The sequence below is a fragment of the Nonomuraea rosea genome (genome assembly GCF_039539705.1).
Lineage (GTDB): Bacteria > Actinomycetota > Actinomycetes > Streptosporangiales > Streptosporangiaceae > Nonomuraea > Nonomuraea rosea.
In genome coordinates, this window is the sequence record NZ_BAABDQ010000031.1 from 128,930 (window position 1) to 148,997 (window position 20,068).

The 20,068-nt window shown below is 69.5% G+C and carries 14 protein-coding genes; 8 read left to right on the forward strand and 6 right to left on the reverse strand.

The genetic code is table 11. The features are described from left to right. Positions 1-71: 71 nt before the first annotated feature. Positions 72-680 (reverse strand): response regulator, encoded by a 609-nt coding sequence (locus ABEA43_RS47195; RefSeq protein ID WP_345572625.1) that lies wholly within the window; start codon positions 678-680, stop codon positions 72-74. Further along, positions 677-4,726 (reverse strand): HAMP domain-containing protein, encoded by a 4,050-nt coding sequence (locus tag ABEA43_RS47200; protein ID WP_345572626.1) that lies wholly within the window; start codon positions 4,724-4,726, stop codon positions 677-679. The genes ABEA43_RS47195 and ABEA43_RS47200 overlap by 4 nt, the downstream gene beginning before the upstream one ends. A 95-nt stretch (positions 4,727-4,821) precedes the next feature. Between ABEA43_RS47200 and ABEA43_RS47205 the strand changes: the two genes are divergently transcribed. After that, positions 4,822-7,293, forward strand: a complete 2,472-nt coding sequence (locus ABEA43_RS47205) for a SpoIIE family protein phosphatase (RefSeq protein ID WP_345572627.1) — start codon at positions 4,822-4,824, stop codon at positions 7,291-7,293. On the opposite strand, the gene ABEA43_RS47210 is transcribed toward ABEA43_RS47205, so the two are convergent. The 3 genes from ABEA43_RS47210 to ABEA43_RS47220 all read right to left on the reverse strand — a co-directional run bounded on the left by ABEA43_RS47210 (position 7,286) and on the right by ABEA43_RS47220 (position 10,110). Continuing rightward, the gene (locus ABEA43_RS47210; RefSeq protein ID WP_345572628.1) at positions 7,286-8,230 is read right to left on the reverse strand and encodes an aldose epimerase family protein; all 945 of its coding nucleotides are present in this window, start codon (positions 8,228-8,230) and stop codon (positions 7,286-7,288) included. The two genes, ABEA43_RS47205 and ABEA43_RS47210, sit on opposite strands and share 8 nt — an antisense overlap. Next, positions 8,227-9,192, reverse strand: coding sequence for a LacI family DNA-binding transcriptional regulator (locus tag ABEA43_RS47215; RefSeq protein WP_345572629.1), 966 nt, complete (start codon positions 9,190-9,192; stop codon positions 8,227-8,229). The genes ABEA43_RS47210 and ABEA43_RS47215 overlap by 4 nt, the downstream gene beginning before the upstream one ends. Before the next feature lie 123 nt (positions 9,193-9,315). Continuing rightward, a complete protein-coding gene (locus ABEA43_RS47220) occupies positions 9,316-10,110 on the reverse strand; it encodes an NAD-dependent epimerase/dehydratase family protein (RefSeq protein ID WP_345572630.1) in 795 nt (264 codons plus the stop codon). Between the two features lie 134 nt (positions 10,111-10,244). Between ABEA43_RS47220 and ABEA43_RS47225 the strand changes: the two genes are divergently transcribed. From ABEA43_RS47225 to ABEA43_RS47245, 5 genes are all read left to right on the forward strand, one after another. After that, positions 10,245-11,552 (forward strand): sugar ABC transporter substrate-binding protein, encoded by a 1,308-nt coding sequence (locus ABEA43_RS47225; RefSeq protein ID WP_345572631.1) that lies wholly within the window; start codon positions 10,245-10,247, stop codon positions 11,550-11,552. Next, positions 11,549-12,481, forward strand: a complete 933-nt coding sequence (locus tag ABEA43_RS47230; protein ID WP_345572632.1) for a carbohydrate ABC transporter permease — start codon at positions 11,549-11,551, stop codon at positions 12,479-12,481. Before ABEA43_RS47225 ends, ABEA43_RS47230 begins: the two co-directional genes overlap by 4 nt. 80 nt (positions 12,482-12,561) lie before the next feature. Beyond that, positions 12,562-13,338: a carbohydrate ABC transporter permease gene (locus ABEA43_RS47235; protein ID WP_345572633.1), complete on the forward strand. Its 777-nt coding sequence runs from the start codon at positions 12,562-12,564 to the stop codon at positions 13,336-13,338. 70 nt (positions 13,339-13,408) lie between these two features. Next, positions 13,409-14,170: an IclR family transcriptional regulator gene (locus ABEA43_RS47240; RefSeq protein ID WP_345572634.1), complete on the forward strand. Its 762-nt coding sequence runs from the start codon at positions 13,409-13,411 to the stop codon at positions 14,168-14,170. A 12-nt stretch (positions 14,171-14,182) separates the two neighbouring features. Next, positions 14,183-15,100 carry a 5-dehydro-4-deoxyglucarate dehydratase gene (locus tag ABEA43_RS47245; RefSeq protein WP_345572635.1) on the forward strand — a complete coding sequence of 306 codons (918 nt, stop codon included), beginning with the start codon at positions 14,183-14,185 and terminating at the stop codon, positions 15,098-15,100. A 645-nt stretch (positions 15,101-15,745) separates the two neighbouring features. Here ABEA43_RS47245 and ABEA43_RS47250 read toward each other — a convergent pair. Beyond that, a complete protein-coding gene (locus ABEA43_RS47250; protein ID WP_345572636.1) occupies positions 15,746-17,215 on the reverse strand; it encodes an aldehyde dehydrogenase (NADP(+)) in 1,470 nt (489 codons plus the stop codon). A 103-nt stretch (positions 17,216-17,318) separates the two neighbouring features. Here ABEA43_RS47250 and ABEA43_RS47255 point away from each other — a divergent pair, with 103 nt between their 5' ends. Together ABEA43_RS47255 and ABEA43_RS47260 are read left to right on the forward strand one after the other, a co-directional pair. Next, positions 17,319-18,575 carry a glucarate dehydratase family protein gene (locus ABEA43_RS47255; RefSeq protein ID WP_345572637.1) on the forward strand — a complete coding sequence of 419 codons (1,257 nt, stop codon included), beginning with the start codon at positions 17,319-17,321 and terminating at the stop codon, positions 18,573-18,575. Further along, a complete protein-coding gene (locus ABEA43_RS47260; protein WP_345572638.1) occupies positions 18,572-19,828 on the forward strand; it encodes a hypothetical protein in 1,257 nt (418 codons plus the stop codon). The genes ABEA43_RS47255 and ABEA43_RS47260 overlap by 4 nt, the downstream gene beginning before the upstream one ends. The last annotated feature ends 240 nt before the right edge of the window (positions 19,829-20,068 follow it).

Below are 20,068 nucleotides of genomic sequence, written 5' to 3' on the forward strand. Positions count from 1 at the left end.
GCGCGGAGGCTCGCCGGGGAAGCGACAGGTCCGCTCAATCGCACCCCCCATCCCCTGAGCCCGCCGGAGCGCTAGCCGGACGCGGACGACACCGCCTCGAAGGCCTGCTGCATCGCCGTCACCCGGTCGGCCAGGTCCTTGATCGCGTCCGTCAGCCCCTCGTCGTCCGACGTCGTCCCGGCCAGGTCCGCGAGGCGGGTCTCGACCTGGCCGAGCCGCCGCGCGAAGTCGGACAGCGCCTCGTTGTCCTGGACGAGCTGGGTGAGCAGCGCGGTCTGCTCGACCAGCACGGCGTTCTTCCTGAACAGCTCCAGGAAGACCGCGACCTTCGACCTGAGCACCCACGGGTCGAACGGCTTGGTGAGGTAGTCGACCGCGCCGACCGCATAGCCGCGGAAGGCCGCGCCCGCGGTCGGCTCGGTGCCGGTCAGGAAGATGATGGGCACGTCGCGGGTCTGGTCGAGCCGCTTGATGTGGGTAGCGGTCTCGAATCCGTCCATACCGGGCATCAGCACGTCGAGCAGAACGACCGCGAAGTCGTTGCGCAGCATCAGCTTCATCGCCTCCTGCCCCGACTTGGCCTTGAACAGCAGCTGCTGGAGCGGCCGCAGCACGGCCTCCAGGGCGATCAGGCTCTCGTCGTTGTCGTCCACCAGCAGGATCTTGACCTGACGGTTCATCCGCTCCCCTCTCTCTCGCCCGCGAGCCACCCGCGCATCACCTCCAGCAGATGATCGAGGTCCACGGGTTTCGGCACGTAGTCGGAGGCCCCGCAGGAGATCGTCTTCTCCCGGTCCCCCGGCATCGCCTTGGCGGTGAGCGCGATGATCGGCAGGCCCGCGAAGCGCGGCATCTCGCGTACGGCGACGAGGGTCTCGTAGCCGTCCATCTCCGGCATCATCACGTCCATCAGGACGAGCGCGATCTCCTCCTCGCGCTCCAGCGCCTCGATGCCCTCCCTGCCGTTCTCGGCGTAGACGATCTCCATGCCGAGGCGGCCGAGCACGTGGGTCAGGGCGTACACGTTGCGGATGTCGTCGTCCACGATGAGCACCCGCCGGCCCTCGAACACCGCGCCGAGCGGGCCTTCCTTGAGCTCGGTGAGCCGGGAGGAGCAGGGCCACAGGTCCTCGCTCTCCCCGGCCGGCCACTCGGCCTGCGGGGGCGCGGCGCGCGTCTCGACCGTCTTGGGCGAGGAATCGGGCTCCCACTCGGGCTCGCCCGCCGCGGCCGGGACAGGGCAGCTGGCGGGCACGTAGAGGGTGAACGTGCTGCCCGCCCCCGGCTTGCTGCTGGCGTGGATCTCCCCGCCGAGCAGGCGCGCGATCTCGCTGCTGATCGACAACCCGAGCCCCGTGCCGCCGTATCTGCGGCTGGTGGTGCCGTCGGCCTGCTGGAACGCGCCGAAGATGGCGGGCAGCTTGTCGGCCGCGATGCCGATGCCGGTGTCGCGGACCGCGAACGCGAGCACGTCCACGTCGGGGCCCGCGTCCAGCGTGCCGCGGTCGACCGAGACCGACAGCCGCACCTCGCCGGCCGCGGTGAACTTCACCGCGTTGGACACCAGGTTGCGCAGGATCTGCTGGAGGCGGCGCTCGTCGTTGTGGAGCAGGTGCGGCGTCCCGGGACAGACCTCGATCTCGAACGTCAGCCCGCGATCGACCGTAAGCGGCCTGAAGGTGGCGTCCACGTAGTCGAGCAGCTTGCTCAGCGGCAGCTTCTCCGGCCGTACGTCCATCCGCCCCGCCTCGATCTTGGACAGGTCGAGGATGTCGTTGATGAGCTGGAGCAGGTCGCTGCCGGCGTTGTGGATCGTGCTGGCGAACTCGACCTCCTGCGCCGACAGGTTCCCCTCCGGGTTGTCGGCCAGCAGCCTGGCCAGGATGAGCAGGCTGTTGAGCGGGGTGCGCAGCTCATGGGACATGTTCGCCAGGAACTCGGACTTGTAGCGGGAGGAGGTGGCCAGCAGATGGGCCTTCTCCTCCAGCGCGGCGTTGGACTTGCGCAGCTCGGCCTGCTGGCGCTGCAACTCGTCCGAGCGGCCCTGGAGCTGCTGGGCCAGCCGCTGCGACTCCGACAGCAGCGACTCGGTGCGGGCGTTGGCGATGATCGTGTTGATGGCGACGCCGATCGTGACCCCGAACTGGTCGAAGAAGGCCAGGTGGACGTCGCTGAACCGGCTGAACGAGGCCAGCTCGATCACCCCGAGCACCTTGTCCTCGAACACGATCGGCAGCATCACCACGCTCGCCGGCGCGGCCTCGCCCAGCCCCGAGTGGACCTTGATGTAGCCGGGCGGCACGTCCTCCAGCAGGATCCGCTTGCGCTCCAGGGCGGCCTGCCTGATCAGCCCCGGCCCCGGGGTGCCAGGGTCGGGCAGCAGGTCGTGGGCGGCGCCGTAGCCGGCGATGAAGGCGAGCCCGCCGTCCAGCGAGTCGGGCTCGGCCAGGAAGAAGGCGCCGTACTGGGCGCTGACCAGCGGCGTCAGCTCCCGCAGGATCAGCTCGGCCACCTCGACGAGGTCGCGGTGGCCCTGCATGAGCCCGGCGATGCGGGCGAGGTTGCTCTCCAGCCAGTCTTTGGCGCGGGTGGTCTCGCGCAGGTTGGCGACCATGAGGTTGACGTTGTTCTTCAGCTCGGCGACCTCGCCCTTGGCCTCGACGCTGATCGAGCGGCTCAGGTCGCCCTGGGCGACGGCGCTGGCCACCTCGGCGATGGCGCGCACCTGGGTGGTGAGGTTGCCGGCGAGCTGGTTGACGTTCTTCGTGAGGCGCTCCCAGGTGCCGTAGACGCCCTCGACCTCGGCCTGGCCGCCCAGCCTGCCTTCCGAGCCCACCTCGCGCGCCACCCGCGTCACCTCGGAGGAGAACGACGACAGCGTGTCGACCATCGTGTTGATCGTGGTCTTCAGCTCCAGGATCTCGCCGCGGGCGTCCACGTCGATCTTCTTGTACAGGTCTCCGTTGGCGACCGCGGTGGCGACCTGGGCGATGTTGCGCACCTGGCTGGTGAGGTTGGAGGCCATGAAGTTCACGTTGTCCGTCAGGTCCTTCCACACCCCGCTCACCCCCCGCACCTGCGCCTGACCGCCCAGCCGCCCCTCCGTACCCACCTCACGCGCCACCCGCGTCACCTCGTCGGCGAACGCCGACAGCTTGTCGACGGTGGCGTTGATGGTGTCCTTGAGCTGGAGGATCTCGCCCCGGGCGTCCACGGTGATCTTCTTCGACAGGTCGCCGTTGGCGATGGCGGTGGTGACCATGGCGATGCTGCGCACCTGGCTGGTGAGGTTGGAGGCCATGAAGTTCACGTTGTCCGTCAGGTCCTTCCACACCCCGCTCACCCCCCGCACCTGCGCCTGACCGCCCAGCCGCCCCTCCGTACCCACCTCACGCGCCACCCGCGTCACCTCGTCGGCGAACGCCGACAGCTGGCCCACCATCGTGTTGACGGTGTCCTTGAGCTGGAGGATCTCACCTTTCACGTCCACGCTGATCTTGCGGCTGAGATCGCCCTGGGCGACCGCGGTGGCGACCTGGGCGATGTCGCGCACCTGCTCGGTGAGGTTGGAGGCCATGAAGTTGACGTTGTCCGTCAGGTCCTTCCACACCCCGCTCACCCCCCGCACCTGCGCCTGACCGCCCAGCCGCCCCTCCGTACCCACCTCACGCGCCACCCGCGTCACCTCGTCGGCGAACGCCGACAGCTGGTCCACCATCGTGTTGATGGTGTCCTTGAGCTGGAGGATCTCGCCCCGGGCGTCCACCGTGATCTTCTTCGACAGGTCGCCGTCGGCCACCGCGGTCGTCACCTGGGCGATCGAGCGCACCTGGGTGGTGAGGTTGGAGGCCATGAAGTTGACGTTGTCGGTCAGGTCCTTCCAGGTGCCGAGCACGCCCTTCACCTCGGCCCGGCCGCCGAGCTGCCCTTCGGTGCCCACCTCGCGCGCGACCCTGGTCACCTCGCTGGCGAACGACGAGAGCTGGTCGACCATGGTGTTGACGGTCAGCTTGAGCTCCAGCAGCTCCCCCGTGGCCTCGACGGTCACCTGCCTGGTCAGGTCGCCCCTGGCCACGGCCGTGGTCACGACGGCGATGTCGCGCACCTGCGCCGTCAGCCGCCCGGCCATGGCGTTGACCGCCTCCGTCACGTCGCGCCAGCTCCCCGACATGCCCTGAACCTTGGCCCGGCCGCCCAGCCGCCCTTCGGTGCCGACCTCGCGGGCCACCCTGGTCACCTCGCCGGAGAACAGCGCGAGCTGGTCGACCATGCGGTTGACCGCCTGGCCCATCAGCCGCAGGCCGCCGCGCAGCGGCCGGCTGTCCTCCTGCAGATCGACCCGCTGCGACAGGTCGCCGTCGGCGACCGCGTTGAGCACCCGGGTGGCCTTGGCCGCGGGGATGACGAGCGCGTCGACCAGGGTGTTGACCGCCGTGACGTTGACCGCCCAGCCCCCGGTGCCGGGGCTCGGGCTCAGCCGCTCGTCGAGCCGGCCTCTCCTGACCACCTCGCTGCGGACCCTGGTCACCTCGCCCGCGAGGTGCTCGTTGCGATCGACCACCTGGTTGAAGACGGTCGCGAGCTCGGCCAGGAACGGGTCGGCCGGCACGTCGAGCCGCGCGCGGAAGTTCCCGTCCCGCAGCCCCTGCAGGGCCACGAGCAGGGGTCGGAGGTCCGCCTGGTGGAGCGATCCAGGCGCGTACGGAGGGTCCAACTGCGCGACCATGGCGGCCTTCTTCACAACTGGAAGTATCAGCGGCACCAGTCTGCCACTCTGAGAGTGACCGAACTGCCACATCGAGTGATGTTCTAGGACGCAGAGTGGACACGACCAGGGTGTCGAGCACGGCCTTCGACGGCACGCCCCATGCCCCAGCGCACGCGCGGAAGTTCGTCCGCCAGGTGCTCGGCGAATGGCGCCTGAGCCATCTGGCGGAGGACGCCGTGCTGTTGACCAGCGAACTCGTCACGAACGCCGTCGTGCACGCGGGCACCGGCATCGAGCTGACCTGCCGCCTGGACGTGGACGCGAACCCGGCGAAACTCGAGATCGAGGTTGATGACCACCACCCCACGCGCACGATCCTGGCGGCCGACCCCATGCCCGCCGGCGGCGGTCCCGGCGGGATGCGTACGTCGGGCCGCGGGCTCGCGCTCGCCGGCATGCTGGCCGACGCCTGGGGTGTCACCTACACCAGGACCGCGAAACGCGTCTGGGTGCGCATGGAGCTCACCGACGGCTGCGAGGGCCTGGAGCTGCTGGCCGGCACTCCCGGGCCGGCCCCCGCCGCCCTCTCCGCTCCCATCGACACGCTGCACGTGGGGGTCGTGGTGTGCGACCGCGACGGGCTCGTGCAGTCGTGGAACCACGAGGCGCAGCACTTGCTCGGCTGGCGCTCCGACCAGGCCGTCGGCCTGCGGCTGGCGGACCTGGTGGCCTGGCGGGGGCACGGCCCGTACGCGCTGTCCCTGCCCGACACGCTCGGCCTGGGCCGGTGGCGGGGCGAGGCGCGGATGCGGCACATCGACGGCAGGCTGATCCCGGTCTACGTCTCCCACCTGCGCACCCGGGGGCGGTCGGAGGACCGCAGGTCGATCTGGATGGTGGTGGCCCGCGATCACCGCTATGTGCTGACGCCGCCGCCCGCGCCGCTGCGCAGGGAGGCGGGCACCCGCATCAAGGACCTGATAGATCAGGACATGCCGTTCGCCGAGCTGCTCGGCACGATCGCCCAGATCGTGCAGGTGTCCAGCGGCGGCGACGCCGCGTACGTGCTGCTGTCCGCGGAGGCCGGCAACACGTTCGGCGTGGCGGCGGGCTCCGGAGCGACGGCGGGGCTGGTCGGGGTGCTGGCCACGGGGCTGTTCGGGGCCGACCGCAAGACGCCGACGATGATCGAGGACCTGCTCTCCGGCGACGTCGAGCTGGCCCAGCAGCTGCGCGCCAGGTCGCTCGCGTGCGCGCCGCTGCTGGTGACCGGCGAGGTGACCGGCTACATCGTGGTGACGGCCGCGCAGCCCGGCCGCTTCGACCAGGAGCTCACGGTCAGCCTGCAGCACATCGCCGACCAGGTCGCCGTGCCCGTGCAGCGCGAGCGGCTGGCGGAGCGGGACCGTGCGCATCGGGGCCGGCTGTCGTTCCTGGCCGAGGCGGGCGAGCTGCTCGCGGGCGTACACGATGAGGAGCTGATCGCGGCGCTGACCGCGCAGCTCGTCGTGCCGAAGATCGCCACCTGGGCGGCCGTCTATCTGACCGACCTCGCCGGCATGACCAGGCTCGCCCACGTCTGGCACAGCGAGGAGCGGCACAACGCGGACCTGCGCAAGTCGCTGCCCGCCATCCCGCGCACCGCCATCGAGGAGGTGAGCTGGCCCGTCGGGCCCGAGAACGTGCTGTCGTTCCCGCTGCTCACCCAGGGCAGGTCGCACGGCGCGCTGGTGATCGGCCGCACCGAGCCGACCCTGCCGCTGGAGCTGGCCGACCTGCTGTCGGACCTGTGCCGGCTGGTGGCGCTCAACCTGCACACGGCCATGCTGTACGCCAGGCAGGCGACCACGTCGCGGGTGCTGCAGCGCAGCCTGCTGCCCATGCGCACGGCGCCCATGCCGGGTCTGGAGTCGGCGGTCGTCTACGAGCCCGCGGAGGAGGGCGCGGACGTCGGGGGCGACTTCTACGACCTGTTCACGGTGGCCGACCACTGGTGCTTCGCGCTGGGCGACGTGTGCGGCAGCGGGCCGGAGGCGGCCGCGGTCACCGGCCTGGCCCGCCATGCCGTACGCCTGCTGGCCAAGGAGCACTACACGGTGGCCGACATCTTCGACCGGCTCAACCACGCGCTGCTGGAGGAGGACGACGACGGGCGCTTCCTCAGCCTGCTGTGCGGGGAGCTGACCCCGCTGCCGCAGGGCGGCGCGCTGTGCACGATCGCCTCGGCCGGCCATCCGCCGCCGCTGCTGCTGCGGGCGGACGGCCGGGTCGAGGCGATGGCGACCCCGCAGCTCCTGCTGGGCGTCGAGGCCGGCGCCAGGTTCTACGTGGAGACGTTCGAGCTGGCGCCGGAGGAGGTGCTGCTGTGCGTCACCGACGGCGTGACCGAGCGCCGCAACGGCGGCCGGCTGCTCGACGACGGCGACGGGCTGTCCGCGGTGCTGTCCGGCTGCGCCGGGCTCAGCGCCCACGCGGTGGCCGAACGGGTGCGGCACGCGGTCGAGTCGTTCGCCACCGAGCCGTCGCACGACGACGTGGCCCTGCTGGTGATCAAGGCCACCGCCGCGCTGCGGGCGGTCAGATGAACCGGTAGGTCGTGGTCGAGGTGCGGCGCTCGCCCGGCCGGAGGACGGTGGAGGGGAACTGCGGCTGGTTGGGCGAGTCGGGGAAGTGCTGCGTCTCCAGGCACAGCCCGGCGTAGGGCCCGTACGGCGTCGCGACCCCGTCGAGCATGCTGCCGGTGTAGAACTGCACGCCGGGCTCGGTGGTCGTGCACTCCATGGTGAGGTCGCCGGCCGTCACCCTGACGCCGCCGGTGAGCACGAAGCAGTGGTCGTAGGCGCCGTCGTACCTCTCCCCCACGGCGTGCGGCGTGGTGAAGTCGAACGGCGTGCCCTTGACCGGCGCGGGCTCGCCCGTGGGGATCTTGGTGTCGTCCACCGGCAGGTAGTGCTCGGCGTCCATCTGCACCACGTGGTCCAGCACGTCGCCGCCGCCGGCCAGGTTGAAGTAGCTGTGGTTGGTCAGGTTGACCACGGTCGGCGCGTCGGTCTCACTGGCGTAGTCGAGGCGGATCGCGTCGTTCTCGAGCGTGTAGGTGACCGAGGCGGTCAGCGTGCCGGGGTAGCCCTGGTCGCCGTCGGGGCTGACCAGCGTGAGCGTCACCGACGAGTCCGTCAGGTCCTGGATGCTCCACACCTTGCTGTCGAAGCCGTGGGTGCCGCCGTGCAGGCTGTTGGTCCCGTTGTTGATCGGCAGCTGGTATTCGGCTCCGTCGAGGGTGAAGCGGCCCTTGGCGATGCGGTTGCCGTACCGGCCGACCACGGCGCCGAAATAGCGGCTGCGCGTGAGATAGTCCTCGATCGTGTCCAGCCCGAGCACGACGTTGACTCCCGACACCTCCAGCGAGCGCAGGATGGCGCCGTAGGTGAGCACCTCGGCGCGCAACCGTCCGGAGGACAGCTCCACGCGCTCGACGCTCTCCCCTGACGGCAACGTTCCGAAGATCTTTGCGGCGCTCATTTTTTCTGGGCCCTTCCCGTGGACTCGCGAACGATGAGGGCGGTGTCGAGGGTCACTGTCGCGCCCTCGCCCCCCGACTGCAGCAGCAGGTCGACGGCCATCCTCCCGGCGGCCACGGCCGGCATGGCCACGGTGGTCAGCTTCGGCCGGTTGAGCCGTCCTGGCAGGATGTCGTCGAACCCGACCACACTTATCTGGTCTGGTACCCCTATCTCCATCGCCGAGAGCCCCTCAATGAGTCCGAGAGCGACCAAGTCGTTGTAGGCGAGCACGGCGGTCGCGCCGCAGGCGGCCACGTCGGGCGCCACGGCCAGGCCGCCGGCCTCCGTGGGCTGGTTGGGGCCGAAGAAGACGAGGTCGAGGCCCTGCGCCTCGGCGGCGACGCCCTGCATCTCGTTGCTGGTCCACGAGCCGATGGGGCCGGACACGAGCGCGATCCGGTGGTGGCCGAGGCCGGTCAGGTGCTCAAGGGCGAGCTTGGCGCCCTGCGCGACGTTCATGAGCACGGAGGGCAGGCCTCTTATGCGCCGGTTGATCACCACGAACGGGACGTCCTCCGCCAGCCGCTCGATCATCCGGTTGGACAGGCGCGGGCTGCACAACAGGACGCCGTCCACCTGCTTGGTGAGCGTTCTGATCAGCTCTTCCTCGACGCGGGGGTCCTCGTCGGTGTCGGCCACGAACACGTGGTAGTCGCGGCCTCTGGCCTGCGCCTGCGCGGCCTTGATGAGCGGCGGGAAGAACGGGTTGGCGATGTCGGCCACGATCAGGCCCATGTTGAACGTGCGGCCCGTCGTGAGCGCCCTGGCCGCCCGGTTGGGCCGGTAGCCCAGGTCGTCGGCGGCGGCGAGCACCCGGCTTCTGGTGGCAGGATTGACCAGGTGCGGCGCGGAGAAGGTACGCGACACCGTGGACACGTGCACGCCGCAGGCTCGCGCCACATCCTTGATCGTCGCCGCCATCGCCCGCCCTCCCTTGCAAACGGTTGCCAGACTGAAGCTTGACCTTCATGCCTGCGGCAGTCAAGGTTCTTGCAACCGGTTGCCAAGGGAGGCGCGCTGATCGTTACGCGGGCCGGTGCTCGGTCACCAGGCGCCGCCGAGCTCGTTCAGGGTGAACACGCCGCCGGCGCGGTCGTGCAGCGGCTGCGTCAGGTCGGGCTCGCCGTGCTCGGCGATGATCGGGGCGGCGTGGGTCTCGGAGTCGTCGCGGGAGACGTACCCGATGGATTTTGCCTCCTCCAGCGACCACCAGCGGCGGGTGTTGTCGGAGACGCCCCAGACGACGTGGTAGCCCGGCGCGACGAGCGCGGCCTCGACGAGGCCGGTCAGGTCGTCCGGCGAGATCCAGGTGGCCAGCCCGCGGGTGTCGAGCGAGCCTTCGTTGCAGGTGCCGAGCCGGACCACGGTGACGTTCATGCCGAAGCGGTCGTGGTAGAGGCTGGCGAGCGCCTCCATGACGACCTTGCTGACGCCGTAGAAGGTGTCGGGGCGGGGGAAGGCGTAGTCGGGCAGGTCCGCGCCGCCGGCCGGCCTGGTGTGGAAGCCGGCCGCGTGGTGGCTGCCCATGAGCACGAGGTGCTCGACGCCCTCCTGGCGCGCGGCCTCCAACAGCACCTGGGTGCCGTTGATGTTGGCCTGGACGATGTCGGCCCAGGGGTGCTCCCTGCTCTGGCCGCCCAGGTGGAGGACCGCGTCCACACCCTTCATCGCCTCGGCCACGGCTGCCGGGTCGGCCAGGTCGGCCGTCACCCACTCCTCCCCTGGCCCGGTCTCCACCGGGTGGAGGTCGGAAAGCCGCAGCGTGCGGCCCTCGCGGGCGAGTCGCGGGCGGAGCAGGGTGCCGACTTTTCCTGCGGCGCCGGTCATGAGAATGCGCATGACTCCATGATGTACACGATTCTGACCTGATTCACATCCTTGAATATTGACCGTTAACCATGCGCTCGTTACGTTCTCAACACCGAGTTCATGTCTACGTCACATGTCCACGTATGTGAACGGGAGGCGGTCTGATGTCACGTCGTCTGCTCGGGGTCGCGATCATGGCGTCCCTGACTGTTGGGATGGCGGGCTGCGGTTCCGGGGGATCGAGCACGGACAACGCCCTGGAGATCTGGATCAGGCAGCTGCCCGATTCGGACTCCGCCAAGACGGCCAAGAAATTGGCCGACGCATTCACCAAGGCCAGCGGGATCCAGACGAAGGTCGTCGCCGTTTTCGACGACTTCGAGATCAAGCTGAACCAGCAGGCCGCGCAGAAGAAACTGCCCGACATCGTCATCAACGACACCGCCCAGCTCGGCACCATGCAGTCGCAGGGCTGGCTGAAACCGGTCGACAAGGCCGCGCTGGCCGGCAGCGACAAGCTGTCCGAGCTGTCATGGAAGGCGGCCACGGGGGGCGACGGCAAGTACTACGCCGCGCCGTTCTCCGCCCAGGCCTTCGCGCTGATCGTCCGCAAGGACTGGCGCGAGAAGGTCGGCATGGAAGCCCCGCAGACCTGGGACGACCTGGCGAAGCTGGCCAAGGCGTTCACCGACAAGGACCCCGACGGCAACGGCCAGGCCGACACCGCCGGATTCGTCATCCCCGGCGGCACCAAGCGCGGCTACGCCTCCTGGTACGCCTCCTCGCTCATCTACGCCAACGGCGGCGACTTCCTCGCGTCCAGCGGCGGCGGCAAGTTCACGTCGACGGTGAGCGACCCCAAGACCGTCGAGGCCGTCCAATACCTCCAAGATCAGTTCTGCAAGGCGAAGACGGTCAACCCTGGCGCGGTCAGCAACGACACGACCGTGACGCACGAGGTGTTCGAGAAGGGCCAGGGCGGCATCTACCTCGTCGGGCCGTACGTGCTGGCCAGGTTCGTCAAGAACATCGGCACCGACAAGATCGAGGTCATCCCGGTGCCCAAGGGTCCCTCCGGCGGCCCCGGCACGCTCGGCGAGGGCGAGAACGTCTACATGATGGCCGGCTCGCAGGACGAGGCCGCCCAGAAGAAGTTCACCGAGTTCGCGATCTCCCCCGAGGGCCAGAAGATCGGCATGAACAAGGACGCCAACGGCGCCATCGTCCGCCTGCCGGTCAACACCGGCGTCGACATGGCCGCCGAGCGGCAGGACCCGCGCTGGAAGGTCTTCCAGGACGCCTACGCCAACGCCGTCTACGCGCCCCCGGTGCCCAGCTGGACGCCGATCCGCCAGACCTCCGCCGACGCCATCAACACGGTGTGGGCCGACTGCTCGGCCGACGTCAAGACGGCGATGGACGGCCTGAACACCAAGCTCACCCAGGAACTGCAGACCCAGAAAGCATCATGACTCCCACGCTGACCCGGGCGCGGAGCCGGTCGGCGGCCCCGCGCCACCACGCCAAGATGCAGGTGCGGTGGCGCGGGACACTGATCGCCTGGCTGTTCCTGGCGCCCGCACTGCTGCTGTTCCTGTACTTCAAGTTCATCCCGATGTTCGTGGGCCTGTGGAAGAGCTTCTTCAAGGTCCAGACGTTCCTCGGCGATGAGTGGGTCGGCCTGTCGAACTACCAGACGATCATCGCGGACGACGAGTTCGCCGCGGCCGTCGGGCACAGCGCGCTCCTGGCTCTGGGCACCACGGCCGGCTCGCTGGTCCTGGGCCTGTTTCTGGCGCTGCTCATCGAGGGGCCCGCCCGGTATCTGTGGTTCGTCAGGACCGCGGCGTTCCTGCCCGTCGTCACCACGATGGCCGCCGTGGCCGAGGTGTGGCGGATCATGTTCCACCCCGGCGGCACCGGGATGCTCAACACCATCATCGGCTGGGTCGGCGTCGATCCGCAGCCGTGGCTGGGCAGTGAGCACTCGTCGCTGTGGTCGATCATGCTCATGAGCATCTGGCGCGGGACACCGTACGACATGATGATCTTCCTGGCCGGGCTGGTCGGGGTGGACCGCACGCTCTACGAGGCGGCGGCCGTGGACGGGGCCTCCACGTGGCGGCGGCTGGTGCACATCACGCTGCCGGCGTTGCGGCCGGTCTTCTGGATCCTGTTCACGCTGGCCGCCATCCGCGGGCTGCGGGTGTTCGTCGAGGTGTACGTGCTGACGAACGGCGGCCCGAACGGCTCGTCCGAAGTGCTGATGACGTTGATCTACAAGCTCGGGTTCCAGCGGAACGAGCTGGGCATCGCCTCGGCGGGCGGGATCCTGTTGTTCCTGGCGACGCTGGCGCTCACCGTGGTCGTCCAGATGCTGCGCAGGAGGCAGGCGACATGAGGTTCGACAGCGCGCTGGGTCTGGAGGCACGTAAGGGGCCTCTCGTCGTTGCCGGAAAAGTCCTGATTTATGGCGCTATTGTGCTGGTTTTCACCGGGCCGCTCGTCGGGCTGCTGGTCAGCTCTTTCAGCAAGACGCTCGACCCGACGTCCTTCTCGCTCTGGCCCGACGACTTCACGCTCGACAACTTCATCGACGCCGAGCGCAAGAACGTCTACATGTACCTGCTGAACTCGTTCGTGGTCGTCGGGTTCGGGCTGCTGCTGCAGGTGCTGGTCAGCGTCTTCGCGGCGTACTCGCTGGCACGCAAGAAGTTCCGTGGCATGACGGTGGTCATGCTGCTGATGCTGGCCACGATGATGCTGCCCGAGGAGATCATCGCGATCCCGCTCTCGCTGGTTCTGTCCGACATGCCGATCTTCCACGCCAACCTGATCGGCACGTACGCCGGGATGATCCTGCCGGTGGGCGCCTGGGGGTTCTCCATCCTGGTCATGACCGAGTTCATGAAGGAGGTGCCGGTCGAGCTGGAGGAGGCCGCGCGCATCGACGGCGCCGGCGAGCTGCGCATCTTCGCCACGATCATCGTGCCGCTGTGCCGTCCGGCGCTCGGCGTGATCGGGGTCTTCGGCTTCACCATGATCTGGGACCAGTACCTGCTCCCGCTGATCGTGGCGCCGGAGCCCAGCATGTGGACGCTGCCCGTCGCGCTGCGCTCGCTCAGGTCGGACGAGGAGACCGGGATCGGCGTGCTGCTGGCGGCCTCGCTGCTGGCGCTGCTGCCGTCGATCATCGCGTTCCTGGCGTTCCAGCGGCAGTTCATGCGCGGTCTGACCAGCGGTGCGGTGAAGGGTTAAGTGTCCACATATATGGACGTGATCCAATATCCTGACACTCCACAGCCGCTGTCGTCGAGATGGGACGAGTATGGAGCCCCAGCTGGTCAAGTCCGCGGAGCGGACCGTACGCATTCTGGAAGCCCTGGCCGAATCTCACGACAGCCTGACCCTGTCGGAGCTCCAGCAGCGCACCGGGTTCCCCCGGAGCAGCCTGCACGCTCTCATGCGCACCCTGGTCGAGCTCAACTGGGTTGAGACGAACTCGGCCAGGTCGTCCTTCGGGATCGGCCCGCACGCGTTGCTGACCGGCACCGCGTACCTGGACAAGGATGCCGCGCTGCCGTTCGCCCAGGAGACCCTGGAGGACCTGCGGGACGAGATCGGACAGACCGTGCACTTCGCCCGCAGGGACGGCGCGCACGTGCTCTACCTGGCGACCCGTGAGTCACGCGAGGCCGACCACGTGATCCCCCGGGTGGGCCGGCGGCTGCCCGCCCACGTCACGGCGCTCGGCCAGGTGCTGCTCGCCCAGCTCACCGACGACGAGGTCGTCGCGCTGCTGCCCGCTCCGCTGACCGGGCTGACCGAGCACACGATCACCGACCTGGCCAAGCTGACCGGCGAGCTCGACCAGGTCCGCACCAGAGGCTGGTCCTACGAACGCGAGCAGGGCACCCACGGCGTCTGCTGCGCGGCCGTCGCGGTCGACTACCGCATCCCGGCCACCGACGCGATCAGCTGCTCGATGCCGGCCGGGATCGAGGCCACCGCGGTCGAGCAGATCACCGAAGCGATGATCAAACACACCCGCAAGCTCGCTGCCACCCTCCGCAGGGAGGGCATCCGCTAGAAAGGACCGTTGATGCGGCTCGATGGTGTTCTCTTCTTTCCGGTGACCCCCTTCGGCGACGATGGCGACCTCGCAGAACCCGTTCTGGCCCGGCACGTCGCCGACGGGGTCGCGGCCGGGGCGGGCGGAGTGTTCACCGCGTGCGGCACCGGCGAGTTCAGTGCCCTCGACCTCGGCGAGTACACCAGGGTGGTGGCCACCTCCGTGGCCGCTGCCTTGTCTGCCGCTGGGGGGCGCGTGCCTGTACTGGCCGGTGCGGGCGGCCCGCTGCCCGCCGCCAAGGCGTTCGCGCGGGCGGCGGCCGCCCAGGGGGCCGACGGATTGCTGCTGATGCCGCCCTACCTGGTCAGCGGGCCCCCTGCCGGGCTGACCCGGTATGTCCGCGAGGTCGCCGCGGCCGGCGGGCTGCCGGTCATCATCTACCAGCGGGGCACCGCGCGCTTCACCCCCGAGGCCGTCGCCGAGCTCGCCGAGCTGCCCGAGGTGGTCGGCTTCAAGGACGGGGTCGGGGACTTCGACCTGCTGCAGCGGATCATCCTGACCGTGCGGCGGTCGTTCTCCGGGGACTTCATGTTCTTCAACGGGCTGCCGACGGCCGAGCTCACCGTGCCCGCCTACCGGGGGCTGGGGGTGAGCCTGTATTCGAGCGCGGTGTTCGCCTTCGCTCCGGAGATCGCGCTGGCCTTCTACAAGGCGGTGACCGGTGGGGACGAGGTGCTGGTGCAACGGTTGCTGACCGGGTTCTACCTGCCGCTGGTGGAGCTGCGGGACCTGGTGCCCGGGTACGCCGTGTCGCTGGTGAAGGCGGGGGTACGGAGCCGGGGGCTGGACGTGGGGGGCGTACGGGCGCCGCTGGTGGATCCGGCGCCTGAGCATCTGGAGTCGCTGGAACGGATCATCGCCACGGGCCTGGAAATCGCCGGCGCCTGACCCAACCACCCGCTCTGCCCTGACCTGGCACCCGCTCTGCTCACGACCGCCATCTCCGCCGAGCACCCGCCGCACCGACGCCCCATCCCCCTTCAAGCCCCTCCCGGGACCCGCCACACCCCGAAGCCCCGCGCAGCCGCAAGCCCCGCCACACCCCCGGGGACCCATCCGGCCGCAAGCCGCATCCTCAACCCCGAGAATCCACCCAAGTGCAAGCCCGCCCCCGGACCGCCGCACCCCCGAGAACCCCCCTCAGCCGCAAGCGCCCACCCCGCACCCGCCCGGCAGCACTTCCGCTGGCACGTTCCACCACCAGCAGACCCACTCCACCCACCACCGACAGGCCCCGCTCCCACCCGCTAGTGGCGCGCCCGCTCCCTCCATCAGGGGCGGGCACGCTCGCAGGCCACTCCGCGTCAGGCCACTCTCCACCTCACGCCACGCGACACCGCGCGACACCGCACACCGCGCGACACCGCGCGACACCGCACACCGCGCGACACCGCGCGACACCGCACACCGCACACCGCGCGACACCGCACACCGCGCGACACCGCACACCACCACGCACGCCGAGACCGCCGGACTCGATCGTCCACCACCCATCAGACCCGGAGGACTCCCGTCTCAGAGAGGACTCCCATCTCAGAGCTGTGCACGACCATCCACCCGGCGCGGGATGGACAGCGGGTTGGCTTCCTTGAGCTCGTCCGGCAGCAGCGAGTCAGGCCAGTCCTGGTACGCCGTCGGCGCCAGCCACCGCCCGATGGCCGTCGCCCCGACCGACGTGTACGGCGCAGTGGCAGCAGGCCACGGACCACCGTGGTGCATCGCCCAGCACACGGCCACACCAGTGGGCCAGCCGTTCCAGATGAGCCGGCCAGCCTTCCGGCCCAGCACCTCGACGACGTCCCCGGCCTCATCGGGATCCGTGCCGTGCACGGTAGCCGTCAGCGAGCCCTCCAGCCGCTCAAGCACCGGCCGCAGCTCGGAAATTTCCCGATACGTCACCACGATCGACGCCGGCCCGAAGCACTCCTCACCGATGTGCGGCAGCTTCTTCGCGAACGTGTCGACATCCGCGGTGAACACCTTCGGCGTGACCGCCAGACTGCCCTCTCCCGGCTTGCCCTCGGCCAGCAGCTCAAGCTCGCCGAGCCGTTCGAGGCCACCCAGGTAGCCCTCCCGGATCCGCTCGGCCAGCATGGGCCCGCCGCTGGTCCCCTCGACCGCCTCCACAATGGCCCCGCGCAGCTCGTCGCCCTCGGGCACGAACAGCAGCCCGGGATTCGTACAGAACTGACCGACCCCCAGCGTCAGCGACCCGGCGAACCCCGCGGCCACCTCCTTGACCGGCGCCGACGGGAGCACCACCACGGGGTTGACGCTGCCCAGCTCGCCGAAGAACGGGATCGGCACCTCGCGCTCGTCGATCAGCTTCTGGATCGCCTTGCCCCCGGCCACCGACCCGGTGAACCCGGCCGCGACCACCGCGGGGTGCTGCACCAGATCGATCCCCGCCTGCATGCCCTGCACCAGGCCCAGCAGGTCCGGGTACGGCAGCGCGCCACGTACGATCTTCGCCACTCGCTCGGACGTGTTCGGGTGTCCGGGATGCGCCTTGACGACCACCGGGCAGCCGGCGGCCAGCGCCGAGGCGGTGTCGCCCCCCGCCACCGAGAACGCGAACGGGAAGTTGCTGGCCGAGAAGACGGCGACGACACCCTGCAGCGCGTTCTTCATCCGCCGTACGTCGGGCCTGGGCGGCGCGAGCGAGGCGTCGGCGTGGTCGATGATGGCCTCGAGGTAGCCGCCGTCCCTGATGACCTCGGCGAAGAGCTTGAACTGACCCGCGGCGCGCGCCACCTCGCCGCGCAGGCGTCCCTCGCCGAGCGCGGTCTCCTGGTCGGCGATCTGCCACAGCTCGTCCACGTTCGCGAGGAGCGCATCGGCGACGGCTTCGAGCGCGAGCGCCCGCTCAGCCGCAGAGGTCGCACGCCAGGCCGTGCCGGCGGCGGCCGCGGCAGAAACGAGCATGTCGACCCCGGCACTGTCGGTCTCGGGCAGAGCGGCGCCCACGGTCTCGCCGGTCCTGGGGTCGTGTCCGTAGATCATCGAATGGCCCTTCGGAGTCTTGACACTGCTTGAACCTAATTCTTACAGTTGCGGCAACTTGTCCACAAATCTGGCTATTGTTCATATATATGGACGGCGTTAAATGATCATCAGGCAGATCCACGTCACCCCCATCGCTTTCCGGGATCCGCCCCTCCTCAACGCCGCAGGAGTCCACGAGCCGTGGGCCCTCCGTACCATTGTCGAGGTCGTCACCGACGAGGGACTGACCGGGCTCGGTGAGACGTACGGGGACCTCGTCCATCTCGGCAAGGTGCGGGAGTGCGCGCAGGCGCTGATCGGCCTCGGCGTCCACGAGACGAACACGATGTACGCGCGGATCGGCGCGATCGTCGGCGGCGTGGTGAGCGACCTGCACGGACTTACCGGCGTCGGCACGAAGGAGAAGAGCGTAGACCGCGTCTTCTCCCCCTTTGAGGTGGCCTGTCTCGACATTCGCGGCAAAGCGGCCGGAGTGCGAGTGGTAGATCTTTTGGGCGGCCCGGTCAGGGACGCGGTCCCGTACAGCGCGTACCTCTTCTACAAGTGGCCCGGCCATCCGGAACGGGAGCCGGACAGATTCGGCGCGGCGCTGGACGAAGCGGGCATCGTCGAGCAGGCCGCCCTCCTGATCAAGGAGTACGGCTTCCGCTCGATCAAGCTCAAGGGCGGCGTGTTCCCTCCGGACCAGGAGATGGCCGCGATCCGCGCCCTGCACGAGGCGTTCCCGTCGATCCCCCTGCGCCTCGACCCGAACGCCGCGTGGACGGTCGAGACCTCGATCCGCGTGGGGCGCGAGCTGGAGGGGAGCCTCCAATACCTGGAGGACCCGACCGCCGACATTTCCGGCATGGCGGAAGTGGCCGCCGCCGTCCCCATGCCCCTCGCCACGAACATGTGCGTCGTCACCCCCGAACACTTCCCGCCCGCCATGGCATCTCGGGCAATCGGCGTACTCCTCCTGGATCACCATTACTGGGGCGGCCTCGTACGTTCCTCGCACATCGCCGCCATGTGCGAGGCGTTCGGCCTGTCCCTGTCCATGCACTCCAACTCCCACCTCGGGATCAGCCTGGCCGCGATGACTCATCTGGCCGCCGCCACCCCGAACCTCACCTTCGCCTGCGACACGCACACGCCATGGCAGGATGGCCAGGACGTGGTCAAACCGGGCGCCCTGCGCTTCTCCGAAGGCGCCGTACCCGTCCCCGCCGGCCCCGGCCTCGGTGTCGAGCTGGACCGCGACGCGCTGGCCGTCATGCATGAGCAGTACGAGAAGTGCGGGATCGCGGCCCGCGACGATACGAGCTATATGCAACGCTTCCAACCTGACTTTTCCGCAAGGAGACCCCGCTGGTGAACGTCGCCTACGTCTATCCCTGGGACATCGTCGGCGACCCGTCGGCCCCCGAGCGCCTGGCAGCGCTGGGCGTGGAGGCTGTGGCGCTGGCAGCCAGCTACCACTCGACCAGGGCGGCCACGCCGTACCACCCGGACCATCGCGTTCTGGACGTCCCATATCCGGCCTTCTACCTCCCGATCCGCGAATCCGCCTGGGCCCGCCTGGTGCCCGCCGCGCCGACGTGGACCGCCGCGGACGCGTACCTCCAGGCGCGGGACGCCCTCAAGGCCGTCGGCCTGCAGGTGCACGCCTGGACTGTCCTGACCCACAATTCCCACCTGGGTGCCGCGAACCCGGATCTGGTCGTGCGCAACGCCTTCGGCGACCCCTACCCCTATGCCCTCTGCCCGGCCCAGGCGGACGTCATCGAATACTGTGAACGTCTCGTCCAGGAGATCCTCACCGTCGGCGAACCGGACGGCCTGATCCTCGAGGCGTGCGGCCCCATGGGATTCGGCCACCAAAGCGTCCACGAGAAGACCTCCGGCGCCGACTGGTCGCCCACCGACGCCGACCTCCTGTCCCTGTGCTTCTGCACCGCCTGCGCCGACCACTACCCCTCCGGCACGAGAGCCCGAGTCCGGGCCGCCATCGACCGCACTCTCCCGCTCGGAACGCACAACACCTCCCACACAACAACCACCCACACCGAAACCGCCAGAACTACAACAACAACCACCACCAGTACGAACACCACATCCACGAGCACGACCACCGCAAATGCCACAGCGCACAGCCACAGCGCGGCCACCACCATCCAGGAAGCCCTCGGCTCTCTTGCCGACGAGGTGCGCGCCCGACGCGTAGAGCTGACGACCTCCTTGCGCCAACGCCTGATCGCCATAGCCAGAAGCACAGCACCCGGCGTCCCCATCACCTTGCACGCCAACCCAGACCCCTGGGCAACCGGCGCCTTCGCCCCCCTCCCCTCGGGCGAGCCGGGAGCGGATGTACTGGTGGCCAACTGCTGGGGCGACCCCTCCACAGACGCCGCCCGCCTCGCCCGCCTCAGAGAACTGGCCGGCCCAGGCCAGCGAGTGGGCGCCTACGTCCTGGCCCTCCCACCCCGGCCAGCCGACGCCGCCCTCCTGGCCGACCAGCTCGCAACCTACGCCAAGGCAGGCGCCACAGAATTCCACCTGTACCACGCCGGCCTCGCCTCCCCGGACCGCCTAGCAGCCCTCTCAACAGCCCTACGCCTGCACTCCTAACCGGCAGGCAATCCCCGGGAGACCTGCTTCCCCCGAACTTGCGGCGCACCGGGCGGCCCAGTACAACGGACCGCCCGACCCACCCCCGCACGAAACACCGCCGCGCCCCCTCCCGAACCCACCAACCACCCCACCCCGCGCAACGCACCCCACAGGGGTTGAGACTCAAAGGGCGACCCGACACAACAGACCACCCGACCCACCCCCGCACGAAACACCGCCAGACACACCCCCGCACGC

Excerpts from the sequence above, each read along its gene's own strand:
- ABEA43_RS47215 (WP_345572629.1), bottom strand. The coding sequence starts at position 9,192 with ATGGCGGCGACGATCAAGGATGTGGCGCGAGCCTGCGGCGTGCACGTG.
- ABEA43_RS47245 (WP_345572635.1), top strand. The coding sequence starts at position 14,183 with ATGCGGCTCGATGGTGTTCTCTTCTTTCCGGTGACCCCCTTCGGCGAC.
- ABEA43_RS47210 (WP_345572628.1), bottom strand. The coding sequence starts at position 8,230 with ATGAGCGCCGCAAAGATCTTCGGAACGTTGCCGTCAGGGGAGAGCGTC.
- ABEA43_RS47250 (WP_345572636.1), bottom strand. The coding sequence starts at position 17,215 with ATGATCTACGGACACGACCCCAGGACCGGCGAGACCGTGGGCGCCGCT.
- ABEA43_RS47200 (WP_345572626.1), bottom strand. The coding sequence starts at position 4,726 with ATGGTCGCGCAGTTGGACCCTCCGTACGCGCCTGGATCGCTCCACCAG.
- ABEA43_RS47240 (WP_345572634.1), top strand. The coding sequence starts at position 13,409 with ATGGAGCCCCAGCTGGTCAAGTCCGCGGAGCGGACCGTACGCATTCTG.
- ABEA43_RS47255 (WP_345572637.1), top strand. The coding sequence starts at position 17,319 with ATGATCATCAGGCAGATCCACGTCACCCCCATCGCTTTCCGGGATCCG.
- ABEA43_RS47195 (WP_345572625.1), bottom strand. The coding sequence starts at position 680 with ATGAACCGTCAGGTCAAGATCCTGCTGGTGGACGACAACGACGAGAGC.
- ABEA43_RS47230 (WP_345572632.1), top strand. The coding sequence starts at position 11,549 with ATGACTCCCACGCTGACCCGGGCGCGGAGCCGGTCGGCGGCCCCGCGC.
- ABEA43_RS47225 (WP_345572631.1), top strand. The coding sequence starts at position 10,245 with ATGTCACGTCGTCTGCTCGGGGTCGCGATCATGGCGTCCCTGACTGTT.
- ABEA43_RS47220 (WP_345572630.1), bottom strand. The coding sequence starts at position 10,110 with ATGCGCATTCTCATGACCGGCGCCGCAGGAAAAGTCGGCACCCTGCTC.